The organism is Candidatus Merdisoma sp. JLR.KK006 (assembly GCF_036941035.1).
Lineage (GTDB): Bacteria > Bacillota > Clostridia > Lachnospirales > Lachnospiraceae > Laedolimicola.
On the sequence record NZ_JAYMNS010000006.1, the window covers coordinates 141522 to 154305 of the forward strand.

Consider the following 12784-nt stretch of genomic DNA (forward strand, 5'->3'; position numbering starts at 1 on the left):
TTAAATGTCTGCTGCATATTATGGTCGGCAGAGCAGGCGGTAACAGAAAGGAGATACAATATGCCTTATTATGGATATGGATACTATTTTGACCCAACGTATATATTGGTGCTGATTGGAGTAGTTATTTCTCTTATTGCATCTGCAAAGGTAAAGGGTACTTATGCTAAGTACAGCAAGGTGCGCAGTCGTTCCGGCATGACAGGTGCACAGGCGGCACAACGGATTCTGCAGTCTGCAGGCTTGTACGAGGTGCGGATTGAGCATATCAGCGGCAGCCTGACAGATCATTATGATCCGAGAACAAAGGTTCTCCGCCTGTCGGATTCCGTCTATGGATCCGCTTCTGTGGCAGCTATCGGAGTAGCGGCCCATGAGTGCGGCCACGCCATTCAGGATAATCGGTCTTATGCCCCCCTGCGCATCCGCAATGCCCTGGTTCCTGCTGCGAATATCGGAACACAGGCAGCTTGGCCTATTATTTTGATAGGAATTGTTTTTGGAAGTTCGTACTTTTTAGTAAATCTGGGAATTCTGCTGTTTTCTCTGGGCGTGCTGTTTCAGATTGTGACTCTGCCGGTAGAGTTTGATGCTTCGGCACGGGCGATCCGGATTCTGGGGGACTCGGGGATTTTGTATGACGAGGAAGTAAGGCAGACCAGAAAGGTGTTAAGCGCAGCGGCTATGACCTATGTGGCAGCAGCAGCGGCTTCCATACTGTCCCTTCTTAGGCTTCTGATTCTGTTTGGAGGAAGAAACCGTGACTGAGGCGCCGGACTGTCGGGAGCTTGCCCTTGGTATTCTGATGGAAGTAACCAGACAGGAGGAATACAGCCACATTGCCATTCGCAATGTGTTGGAGAAATATCAGTATCTGGGAAAACAGGAGAGGGCCTTTCTGACACGTCTTACAGAGGGGACTCTGGAATGGATGATTCATCTGGATTATATCATCAATCAGTTTTCCGGTGTAAAAATAAATAAAATGAAGCCAGTGATCCGCAATCTTCTGCGAATGTCCGTATATCAATTAAAGTTTATGGACAGTGTGCCGGCCTCTGCAGTCTGTAATGAGGCGGTAAAGCTGGCAGGCAGGAAGGGGTTCAAAAATCTTAAGGGGTTTGTGAACGGTGTTCTCCGCAATATTGCGAGGAACCTGCCGCAGATTTCTTATCCGAATCAGACAGATACATCTTCTTATCTTTCTGTGATGTATTCCATGCCGGAATGGATTGTGGAAGATTGGCTGACTGTATATGGGGCAGAAACTACAGAGCGGGTGCTGAGGGCATTTCTGGAAAAGGAGCCCTTATCCATCCGGCCCAATCTGGAGAAAATAAGTCCGGAAGAATTGCAGAGCCGCTTGGAACAGCAGGGCATTAAGGCTTCAAAAGCTCTCTGGCCGGATTATGCTCTGCGAATCGAACATTACAATTATCTGGGAGCTATTCCTGAATTTCGGATGGGCCTGTTTCAGGTACAGGATGTAAGTTCTATGCTTGCAGTAGAAGCGGCAGCTCCTAAGGAGGGAGATGTATGCATCGATGTGTGTGCGGCTCCCGGAGGGAAGAGCCTTCATCTGGCGGAAAAGCTTCACGGCACAGGCAGGGTGGAGGCAAGAGACCTGACTGAATATAAGGCAGACTTGATTCGGAAGAATGGAGAGCGTTCCGGCGTGAAGAATCTTTGGATCCGCCAGTGGGATGCCTGCATCTGTCATGAGGAATCCCTGGGGGCGGCAGATGTGGTATTAGCAGATCTGCCCTGTTCCGGTCTTGGGGTCCTGGGAAAGAAGACAGACTTGAAGTATCGGATGACCAGAGAGCAGCAGGAAGAACTGGCTTTGCTTCAAAGACAGATTCTTGGCGTCGTTCAGGCTTATGTAAAGCCCGGCGGAACCCTGATATATAGTACCTGTACCATCAATCCGCAAGAGAATGAAGAAAATGCAGATTGGTTTTTGAAGCATTTTCCCTTTGAAGCAGTGCCGCTAAAAGACTGCCTTCCAAAAGAAGTGATCAATGAGGAAGCTCTTAAAGGACGGATTCAGCTCTTGCCCGGCATTCATGGCTGTGACGGATTTTTTATTGCAAAATTCAGAAGGAACATAGAATCATAATGGAACAGACAGACATAAAGTCTATGACTCTTGCGGAGCTTAGAGCCGAACTCATAAGCCAGGGTGAAAAAGCCTTCCGTGCAGACCAGCTCTATCAGTGGATGCATAAAAAGCTGGCGGAAAATGTTTTCTCAATGACCAATCTGCCAAAAGCTTTTCGGGAATGGCTGGAAAAGGAATATGAATACATTGCTTTGGAGATCGTAGAAGTACAGAGATCGAAATTGGACGGAACCTGCAAGTACCTTTTTCGTCTGCCGGACGGCCATGTGATTGAGAGTGTACTTATGCGGTATCATCACGGAAATTCCGTGTGCATTTCCTCACAAGCTGGCTGCCGGATGGGCTGCCGCTTCTGTGCCTCTACAATCGGCGGCCTGGAACGGAATCTGAAACCCTCGGAAATGCTGGAGCAGATTTATCGAATCCAGTGTGATTCCGGGGAACGGGTGTCCAATGTGGTAGTGATGGGAACCGGTGAGCCGCTGGATAATTATGACAATCTGGTACGTTTTATTCGGCTGCTGTCCAATGAAAAAGGGCTTCATATCAGTCAGCGAAGCATTACCGTATCTACCTGCGGCATTGTTCCGGGGATACGAAAGCTGGCAGATGAGGAACTTGCCGTTACCCTGGCTTTGTCTCTTCATGCAGTCTCTCAGGAGAAGCGCAGGGAATTGATGCCCATAGCCAACCGCTATGAGTTGGGGGAAGTTTTGGATGCCTGTGGTTATTATTTCCATAAGACAGGCAGAAGGTTGACTTTTGAATACAGTCTGGTGGCAGGAGTCAACGACAGCAGAGAGGATGCGAAGGCCCTTGCGGCCCTTGCAGGTCCGCTCCATGCACATGTAAATCTGATACCGGTAAACCCCGTAACAGAGCGGAATTTTGTGCAGCCTGGGGAAAAAATTATAGACAATTTTAAAAAAAATCTTGAAAAATACGGGATTAATGCTACACTTAGGAGAGAGATGGGCCGTGATATAGACGGCGCCTGCGGACAGCTCCGCAGAAAATATCTGAGAAATCCTGCGGAACCTAAATAAAACAGCAGGTGGATGCATGAAGATGCGTAGTGTGTATCCTGCGGAATTTTAAATAGAAAGGAGGAGAATGATATGCTTAGAGCATATGGAATGAAGGATGTCGGCCGATGTCGGGATGTTAATCAGGATTACATTTTTATTTCAGAAAAACCGGTCGGTAATTTACCCAATCTCTTCCTTGTGGCAGATGGAATGGGCGGTCATAAAGCAGGCGATCTGGCCTCCGAGTATACAGTCTCCCGGGTTCGGGAGGCAGTCGAAAAAAGTATGCGGAATATCCCTCTACAGATTTTTAAAAGTGCATTTCAGTATGCTAACCAAAGATTGCTGGAAAAAGCCCGGGAATCCAGAGCTTATGAGGGTATGGGGACTACTTTGGTTGCGGCTACGGTTATAGAGAATCGGGTTTATGTTGCCAATGTGGGTGACAGCCGGCTTTACAAGTTGGGAGATAACATTGAACAGATAACAACGGACCACTCTCTGGTAGAAGAGATGGTGCGCATGGGAGAGATTTCAAGGGAACAGGCCAGAAATCATCCGGAAAAGAATATTATAACAAGAGCCATTGGCGTATCGGGGCAGGTAGAACCGGATTATTTTGATACGTATCTGGGGCCGGGAGAGTGTCTGCTTCTGTGCTCTGACGGTTTGAGTAATATGATAGAAGATGCTCAGATTCTGGAGATTCTCAAAAGAAGAAGAGATCTTCAGTCTGGCGTGCAGGAGCTGGTGTACACAGCCAACCAAAACGGCGGAAGAGATAATATTGCAGTCGTGCTGGTAGAACGGGATGAGGTGATAAGATGATTAGATTAGGTATGTTTTTGGGAGACCGTTATGAGATTCTGGAGAAAGTCGGTTCCGGCGGCATGGCAGAGGTCTTTAAAGGCAAGGATCATAAGCTGAACCGTTTTGTGGCAGTGAAGGTTCTGAAGGATGAATTTGTGGAAGACAAGAATTTTGTCCGCAAGTTCAAGGAGGAAGCTCAGGCAGCGGCAGGACTGGCACATCCCAATATTGTAAATGTTTATGATGTAGGTGATGAGCAGAATGTCAAGTATATTGTTATGGAGCTGGTAGAAGGTATTACGCTAAAGACCTACATTGAGAAAAAAGGCAGGCTGACGGTGAAGGAGGCAACCAGTATTGCCATTCAGATGGGAGCCGGTTTGGAGCTTGCACATAACAACCAGATTGTACATCGGGACATTAAGCCCCAGAACATCATTATTTCCAGGGAAGGCAAGGTGAAGGTAACGGATTTCGGCATTGCAAAGTCTGTTTCTTCCAATACCAATACCTCAGATGCTATGGGATCTGTGCACTATACATCTCCGGAGCAGGCCAGAGGCGGCTACAGTGATGCCAAGAGTGACATCTATTCCCTGGGCATTGTAATGTATGAGATGGTGACTGGACGTGTGCCATTTGACGGTGAGACTACAGTGGTGGTTGCAGTGAAGCATCTCCAGGAGGACATTGTGTCCCCCAGAGTCTATGCATCTGATATCCCTGTGAGCTTAGAACATATTATTTTAAAATGTACAGAAAAGAGCCCGGATCGGCGGTATGCCAGCGTGGCAGAGTTAACGGCAGATCTGAAGCAGTCCCTGGTTACGCCGGATGTGAATTTTGTAAAAGAGATTCTTCCGGACGGCGCCAAAACCGTTGCGATTACCAAGGACGATATCTCCAAAATTAAGCAGGAGACTGGAAGGATTCCGTTGGGACGGAACTCACGGCAGGCTTACCCGGAGAATTTTGGGGAGGATGATGAAGATATCTTTGATGAAGATTATGATGATGAAGATTACGATGACGACGATTATGACAATGAAGATTATGAAGATGACGATTATGACAATGAAGATTATGAAGATGATGAGGATGACGACGACGGTATCTTAGATCCAAAACTGGAAAAGATAATGACCATCGGCGGCATTGCGGCAGCAGTCATTATTGTTATTATTATTTTCTTTATTATAGGAAAGATTTTTATTTTTGGAAAAACAGGAAGGAAACCCAAGGAGGACAATGAGCCTCAGATTGAGGATGTGCTGGATGGAGAAGAGGAAGAACCAGAGGTTCCGAATCTTCTGGGCAAAAGCTATTCCGAGGCAAAGGAAGCATTGAATACTCTGGGACTTGGAATTCGGTTAGGTGAGACAAGAGCTTCTTCTGACTATGAGCCGGGCCAGATTATTGAGCAGAGTATAGAGGCCGGAACAAAGGTAGAGGCAAATACGACCATCATTGTAGATATCTGTGGAGACGGAGAAGAGATTATTGTTCCGAATGTCATTGGTCAGACCCGGGAACGGGCAGTGAAAACGCTGGAGGATATGGGTTTTACCGTGGATGTGGCAGAGGCTTATGATGAAAATGAAGCAGCAGGAAATGTTATTTCCACTACGCCGTCAGCAGAGAGTAAAGGAACACGGGGCAGTGTGGTACGGTTGGTTGTGAGCAAGGGAAAAGAAAAGAAGGAGGAAGAGGTTTCGGTTCCTGACATTAAAGGCCGTACAGAGGCGGAAGCAAAGTCAATGCTTACGAATGCAGGGCTTAAGTCCGGTACAGCACGCTCATCCTACAGTGATACAGTAGAGGAAGGCCGCATTATTTCCCAGAGCATCAATTCAGGCACAAAGGTGCCTAAAGATACGGCTGTAAGCTATGAGGTAAGCAAAGGAAAAGAGGTTAAGGAAGTTTATATCGGAAATGCGGAGAAGAAAGGCAGCAGTGAAAGTGCTGTGACGGCATATCTGACAGGGCTGGGGTTACAGGTGTCAAGAGAGGAACAATACAGCGACAGTGTTCCCAAAGGAAATGTGATTTCCTATTCACCTGGAAATGGCAGTCTCGTTAGCCCCGGAAGTACAGTAAAGGTTGTTGTCAGCCTTGGGCCGGAACCGGTGAAGACAGCAACAGTTCCGGGAGCCGGATCAGATTTAAATGAGATAACTGCCAGGGGATTTGTTGTAGGGAGCAGAACTTATGAGTATAGTGATGCTATTGCACAGGGAAAAATTATTTCCTGCAGTCCTTCCGGAATACAAAATGTGGGAACTACAATAAATGTAGTGCTTAGCAACGGCCCTTGTGCTCATTCCAATGTAGATGCAAGCGGGAAATGTACAACTTGCGGGAAAACAGGCTTGACACCGCCGATTGTAAATCCTCCGGCAGATCCGCAGCCGACAACTCCGGATCCTTCGACAACCCCTGATGGGACTTGACAATAACCTAAAAGATCTATGAAGGGAAAAATCATAAAAGGAATCGCCGGATTCTACTATGTTCACACAGCAGAATCCGGCACTTACGAATGTAAAGCAAAGGGAATTTTTCGAAATCAGAAGATTAAGCCCCTGGTGGGGGATAATGTCCGTCTGACGGTTCTCAGTGAAGAAGAGAAGACAGGAAATATAGAAGAACTTCTGCCCAGAAAGAATGCTCTTACACGGCCGACAGTGGCTAATATGGATCAGGCGCTGGTGATTTTTGCGGCGGCAAAGCCCAAACCCAATTTTAATCTTCTGGATCGGTTTCTGATTCTTATGAAATATCAGGGCGTATCTGTGATTATCTGCTTTAACAAACAGGATATGGTATCTCAGGAGGAGCTAAGGCTTTTGAAAGAAACCTATGCTGGGGGCGGGTATCAGATTTTTTTTGCCAGTGCGTTGGAGCAGAAGGGAGTAGAGGAGCTTCGTGCGCTATTGAAAGGAAAGACCACAGCAGTGGCAGGACCTTCTGGGGTAGGTAAATCTTCTCTTATTAATCTTCTCCAGCCAGAGGCAGCTATGGAAACAGGAGATATCAGCCGAAAAATCCAGCGGGGAAAGCATACGACCCGCCACTCGGAACTGTTTGCCCTGGACAAAGACAGTTATATCTGCGATACTCCCGGATTCAGTTCCGTTTATCTGCCGGATTTTGAAAAAGAAGATTTGAGGGAATACTTTCCGGAATTCCTGGATTATGAACCCTATTGCCGGTTTCAGGGCTGTGTACATATCCATGAGCCGGATTGCAGAGTAAAAGAAGCACTTGCACAGAAAAAAATCAGTCAGATACGGTACGATAATTATAAGTGCCTGTATCAGGAACTAAAGGATAAAAGGAGGTATTAGTTATGAACAAGCTGGCACCGTCAATTCTCTCGGCAGACTTTGCAGCTCTGGGAGAGGACGTGAAAAAAGCAGAACAGGCAGGTGCCCAGTATCTGCATATTGATGTGATGGATGGAGCCTTTGTGCCCAGTCTGTCTCTGGGCTTTCCGGTGATTCAATCTATCCGGAAGCTGACGGATATGGTCTTTGATGTGCATCTGATGATCTGTGATCCGGATCGCTACATTGCAGAATTTGCTGCAGCCGGAGCAGACATCATTACTGTCCATGCAGAGGCTTGTCCTCATCTTAATCGCACCATTGCAGCGATTAAGGAGCAGGGGGTTAAGGCAGGCGTGGTTCTGAATCCGGCCACACCACTGACAGAACTGGAGTATATTCTGGAGGATTTGGACATGGTGCTGCTCATGACCGTGAATCCTGGATTTGGAGGACAGAAGTATATTGAGAGCTGTACCAGGAAGATTCAGGATCTGCGTAAAATGATTACAGAAAGAGGACTGGATATTGATATTGAGGTAGACGGCGGAATTAAGCTAAACAATGTTCAGAAGGTGTTGGATGCCGGAGCCAATGTGATTGTGGCAGGTTCAGCTGTCTTTGGCGGAGATGTGGAGCAGAATGTAAAGGACTTTTTAGAGGTTTTGAATGCATGAAAACTTTGATTGTAAGCGGGGGCAGGATCAATTCGGATTTTGCTCTTTCTTATTGCAGAAATGAGAGATTTGATCAGATTATAGGAGTGGACAGAGGACTTGAGTTTCTTTATGAAAATAATATTCTGCCTACTTATGTTGTGGGGGATTTTGATTCGGCAGATCCGAAGCTTGAGTCATATTATCGGAAACAAAAAGAGATAGAAGTCCGTTGGTTTAATCCGGTAAAGGATTCTACGGACACTCAGATAGCCATTGAATTGGCATTAGAGCTTAACAGCGCTTCCATTGTAATCTTAGGAGGAACAGGAAGCCGTCTTGATCATGTGCTGGGCAATATTCAGAGCATGATGCTGGCCAGGGATGCGGGAGTTGACTGCATCCTGTTGGATGAGTACAATCGAATCCGCCTGATTTCAGAGGATACGATTATAAAAAAGAATCAGCAGTATGGACGCTTTGTATCCCTGATTCCTTTGACATCCACTGTGGAGGGGGTAGATCTGATTGGATTTAAGTATCCGTTGCATAATCATACCTTTACCAGTACAGGAAGTGCAGGATTGGGGGTCAGCAATGAAGTTATGGAGGAAGAAGCTGTAATTCATATGAAATCAGGGATATTAGTCCTGATTGAGTCGCTGGATTGAGAAAAAATCTGGTTTTTATGGTAGAAAATAGGGAGATGCCTTTTGGAATTTTTAAAAATATTTTGAGGCGGGTAAAAAAGGAAAAAGCAGAACTTTTTTGAATTTGCAAAAGATGTTCCATAAAAACGGAGGTAATTGTATAATTTTCATAAAAAGGGAGAAAATAGGGGTAAGAGGAGTGAAGGACGGGCAGGATTGACAAATGAAGTTTTGGCTGTCATAATACCTCCATTGAAACTATTGTTTAGTTTTGAATTTGAGGAGTGATGAAAAAATGCATGAAAAGAAGATTAGGTTGAATGCAACTGAGGATGTAAAAGAGTTTGTAAACGGAGCAAGCCAATGCGACTTTGACGTGGATGTTTCCTATAACCGGGTTCTGATTGATGCTAAGTCGATATTGGGAGTTTTAAGTTTGGATTTGAGCCGGGTACTGACTGTTCGGTGTCATGGAGAGAACGGAAGCTTTAATCAGGTTTTGGCAAAGTTTGCTGCGGCTTAAGTGAGAAAAAGAATGGAAAAGGAAAGGAACTGTGATAAGGTGAGTCTGTGGATTTGCCCTGTCACAGTTCCTTTTGAATTTAGATAAGGCTTGCGGCATGCCTGGGGTTTTGATAGAATATTTTTATGGAGAAAAACAAAACAGAGATCAGGATATCCGTGCGCAATCTGGTGGAATTTATTTTGCGCAGCGGAGATTTGGATAATCGAAGAGGCAAGAGGGCTGAGCGTGAGGCTATGCAGGCAGGCAGCAGACTCCATCGGAAGCTCCAGAGGCGTATGGGTGCAGGGTATCAGGCGGAGGTTTCCTTAAAGTATCGGATGCCTATGGATGGTTTTGACTGTGTGATTGAGGGACGGGCAGATGGGATCCTTACAGAGGACGGTCTTGTGACGGTGGATGAGATTAAGGGAGTCTGCCGGGATGTGACGCTAATTGAAGAACCGGCAGGCGTCCATCTTGCACAGGCTATGTGCTATGCTTTTATCTATGCGGTTCAGCAGGAGCTTTTGCAGATTCGGGTACGGATGACCTACTGCAATCTGGAGACAGAGGAGCTTAAGTATTTCCATTTTTCTTATGAAAGAACAGACTTAGAGCGCTGGTTTGGGAAGCTGATGAAGGAGTATGAGAAATGGGCCCGGTTTCAGGCTGATTGGCGGAAAATCTGTAAGGACAGTATTCAACCGTTGGAATTTCCGTTTCCATATAGGGAGGGACAGCAGGAGCTGGCCCATGGGGTTTACCGGACCATTGCCCGGAAAAAGCGTCTCTTTATTCAGGCTCCTACAGGGGTGGGAAAAACCATGTCCGCTGTGTTTCCGGCGGTAAAGGCTGTAGGTGAGGGATTGGGAGATAAGATTTTTTACCTTACGGCAAAGACGATTACAAGAACAGTGGCTGAGGATGCATTTCATATTCTCCGGGAGAACGGACTGCGCTTAAAGAGTGTTACTTTGACTGCGAAGGAGAAGCTCTGTATCTGTCAGGAGACCGACTGCAATCCGGAAAACTGCCCCTATGCGGCAGGGCATTATGACAGGGTGAACGATGCGGTCTATGAGCTGCTGACAGAAGGGCCGGATGATCTGAACCGGGAGGTATTGCTTAGCCAGGCCCATAAGCACAGGGTATGTCCCTTTGAAATGAGCCTGGATGCATCTACATGGACGGATGCAGTGATCTGTGATTATAATTATGTATTCGATCCTAATGTGCGCCTGAAGCGCTTTTTTTCCGAAGGTGTAAAGGGAGGATATCTTTTTCTCATTGATGAGGCCCACAACCTGGTGGAGCGCGGAAGGGAAATGTTCAGCGCTTCTCTCTGCAAAGAGGATTTCCTGGAATTAAAGCGGAAGGTAAAGGGGCGTTACCGAAAGGCGGAGCGGGGACTGGAACGGTGCAACCGCTATCTGCTGGAATTGAAACGGGAGTGCGTTACCTATCAGCTTCACGAGGATGTGGGGGCGTTCTCTTTGATGGTAATGTCCCTGATGGGGGAGCTGGAAGCAATGCTTGAGGAAGGGATGGAGCCGGATCTTCAGAAAGAGGTACAGGAATTCTGGTTTGGGCTTCGTGATTTTCTGGGTATTTTTGAGAGGCTGGATGAGAACTATGTGATTTACAGCGAGCTTATGGAAAACGGACATTTTCAGTTGAAGCTATACTGTGTAGAGACGGCGGTAAACCTAAGAGAATGTCTGAATAAAGGAAACAGCACGGTGTTCTTTTCTGCAACACTGCTTCCTATGTCCTATTATAAGCATTTGCTCGGGGCGGAGGAGGATTATGCGGTCTATGCGCATTCTCCCTTTGGCCGGGAGCAGAGACTGTTGCTGATTGGATGCGATGTAAGCAGCCGGTATTCCAGACGTTCCCGCAGAGAATATGAACGGATTGCCGGTTATCTGGCTGCATTGGCAAAGGGGAGGCCGGGAAACTATATGCTGTTTTTTCCTTCCTATAAAATGCTGTCGGATGTACATGAGGTGTTTCAGGAGCTGTATGGGGCAGAGGCAGTTGAATGTTTGCTTCAAAGCCCCGGAATGAATGAAGAGATGCGGGAAGAATTTTTGGGACATTTTCAGGAGGCAGGCGGGGAGAAAAGCTGTCTGGGATTCTGTGTGCTGGGAGGAATTTTTTCGGAAGGAATCGATTTAAGGGGAGATAACCTGATCGGGGCGGCAGTGGTGGGTACAGGACTGCCGCTGGTTTGCAATGAACGTGAGATTTTAAAGGGATATTATGATGAGAGAGGGATGGACGGCTTTGCCTATGCTTATCGTTACCCGGGTATGAATAAGGTCCTGCAGGCAGCAGGACGTGTGATTCGCACTGACGAGGATCGGGGAATTGTGCTGCTTTTGGATCAGCGGTTTTTAAATAATGAATATAGAAGGCTGTTTCCCTTAGAATGGGAAGGGCTTCAGATATGTACCCTGGAGCAGGCAGAGAGTGCTATGGAAGAATTTTGGAGCTGCCAGAGCAGTACATCATAAACTAAATAATTGCCCCTTTCGCTTGTCTATATTTCCGGTACAGACTACTAGTACAACGAATATTAAGTTATTGGCAGTTTGACTTGCCTATTTTCCTGATAGCACTACTCCCCAAGCCTCGCCGTAGCCACCGCTACGACTGCGTTTGAGAAGCAGCACTCTCAGAAAAATATTCTGCGTCAAACTATCCAAAACTTAATTTTCGTTGTACTAGTTCTTGGTATACGGGGAAAAGAGATGTACGAATTCCATGGCCGCAGGGCTTAAGGGAAGCTGTTCATTGTGGATGAGTACAATTTGCCGGCGGGGGAGCGCCTCCGTCAAGGTCAGAGGAAACAGATCCGGATGGGCGCTTTTTTGGCAATAGTCCGGTACAAAGGCGATCCCCAGACCGATAGCTGCCATATCTAGAAGCAGATCATTGCTGCTTAGTTCAATCTCAGGAACGAGATCCAGCTGATGCTGCTGAAAGAGATTGTGAAGAAATTCACTGGTAGTGCTTTTGCGGGCAAGCATCAGAATCGGATAGTCCAACAGATCCTGGAAGGAAAGCTGCCGGTTCTCCAGATGAAAGCAGTTGCGGTTGGCCAGAAAGACGTCCTGAAATTCCAGGACCCTTTTTAAATGACCGGAATGCTCCAGACGGGAATTGGGGTAATTGATGAAAATCAAATCTACCTGTCCGTTTTCCAGCAGATCCACACAGCCGATGGAAGTACGGTTGGTGACTTTGATGTGGACACCGGGAAAGGCCTTGTGGAACCGGCTTAAATAGGGAAGCAGTACATAGCGGCAGATAGTATCGCTGGCGCCGATGCGGAGTTGGCCGCCGTTTAAGGAATGAGTCTCCAAAATCTGACTTTCCCCCCGGCGGATCAGATGGATGGCAGGCTCAATATGGCGCAGAAGAATCTCGCCTTCCGGAGTCAACTGGACACGCTTGGTACTTCGGATAAAGAGGTTTTGATTTAATTTCTTTTCCAGTACCTTAATAGACTGGCTTACGGCGGACTGGGAGATAAAGAGCTGCTTGGAGGCTTCGGAAAAGCTTAAGGAAACAGCTACATGATAAAATACCTTGTATAATTCATAATTAATGTCCATAAAAGCTTCCTTTTCGGCACAATATAGTCTTTTTCAGGATTATACCATAGATATAGGAGAAATGCTA

The 12784-nt window shown here is 46.6% G+C and carries 11 protein-coding genes; 10 read left to right on the plus strand and 1 reads right to left on the minus strand.

Annotation, left to right across the window (positions count from 1 at the left end; genetic code table 11):
• The first annotated feature begins 60 nt into the window (after positions 1-60).
• The 10 genes from VSQ61_RS07355 (at position 61) to VSQ61_RS07400 (ending at position 11613) form a co-directional block, all read left to right on the plus strand.
• On the plus strand, positions 61-768 hold the full coding sequence (locus VSQ61_RS07355; protein WP_334343796.1) for a zinc metallopeptidase: 708 nt from the start codon (positions 61-63) through the stop codon (positions 766-768).
• Positions 761-2119 (plus strand): 16S rRNA (cytosine(967)-C(5))-methyltransferase RsmB, encoded by a 1359-nt coding sequence (gene rsmB, locus VSQ61_RS07360; protein WP_334343797.1) that lies wholly within the window; start codon positions 761-763, stop codon positions 2117-2119. Before VSQ61_RS07355 ends, rsmB begins: the two co-directional genes overlap by 8 nt.
• Positions 2119-3168 (plus strand): dual-specificity RNA methyltransferase RlmN, encoded by a 1050-nt coding sequence (gene rlmN / locus VSQ61_RS07365; RefSeq protein WP_334343798.1) that lies wholly within the window; start codon positions 2119-2121, stop codon positions 3166-3168. The genes rsmB and rlmN overlap by 1 nt, the downstream gene beginning before the upstream one ends.
• Positions 3169-3240: 72 nt before the next feature.
• Complete coding sequence (locus VSQ61_RS07370; protein ID WP_334343799.1) at positions 3241-3978, plus strand: Stp1/IreP family PP2C-type Ser/Thr phosphatase; 738 nt, start codon at positions 3241-3243, stop codon at positions 3976-3978.
• Positions 3975-6410, plus strand: coding sequence for a Stk1 family PASTA domain-containing Ser/Thr kinase (gene pknB, locus VSQ61_RS07375; protein ID WP_334343800.1), 2436 nt, complete (start codon positions 3975-3977; stop codon positions 6408-6410). The genes VSQ61_RS07370 and pknB overlap by 4 nt, the downstream gene beginning before the upstream one ends.
• Before the next feature lie 18 nt (positions 6411-6428).
• Positions 6429-7307, plus strand: coding sequence for a ribosome small subunit-dependent GTPase A (gene rsgA, locus VSQ61_RS07380; protein WP_334343801.1), 879 nt, complete (start codon positions 6429-6431; stop codon positions 7305-7307).
• 2 nt (positions 7308-7309) lie between these two features.
• A complete protein-coding gene (gene rpe, locus VSQ61_RS07385) occupies positions 7310-7963 on the plus strand; it encodes a ribulose-phosphate 3-epimerase (protein ID WP_334343802.1) in 654 nt (217 codons plus the stop codon).
• On the plus strand, positions 7960-8613 hold the full coding sequence (locus VSQ61_RS07390; protein ID WP_334343803.1) for a thiamine diphosphokinase: 654 nt from the start codon (positions 7960-7962) through the stop codon (positions 8611-8613). The genes rpe and VSQ61_RS07390 overlap by 4 nt, the downstream gene beginning before the upstream one ends.
• Positions 8614-8887: 274 nt before the next feature.
• A complete protein-coding gene (locus tag VSQ61_RS07395; RefSeq protein ID WP_334343804.1) occupies positions 8888-9115 on the plus strand; it encodes an HPr family phosphocarrier protein in 228 nt (75 codons plus the stop codon).
• A 125-nt stretch (positions 9116-9240) separates the two neighbouring features.
• On the plus strand, positions 9241-11613 hold the full coding sequence (locus VSQ61_RS07400) for an ATP-dependent DNA helicase (RefSeq protein ID WP_334343805.1): 2373 nt from the start codon (positions 9241-9243) through the stop codon (positions 11611-11613).
• 210 nt (positions 11614-11823) lie between these two features.
• Here VSQ61_RS07400 and VSQ61_RS07405 read toward each other — a convergent pair whose 3' ends face one another.
• Entirely contained in the window at positions 11824-12717 is an 894-nt protein-coding gene (locus tag VSQ61_RS07405; protein WP_334343806.1) for a LysR family transcriptional regulator, read from the minus strand.
• Positions 12718-12784: the final 67 nt, after the last annotated feature.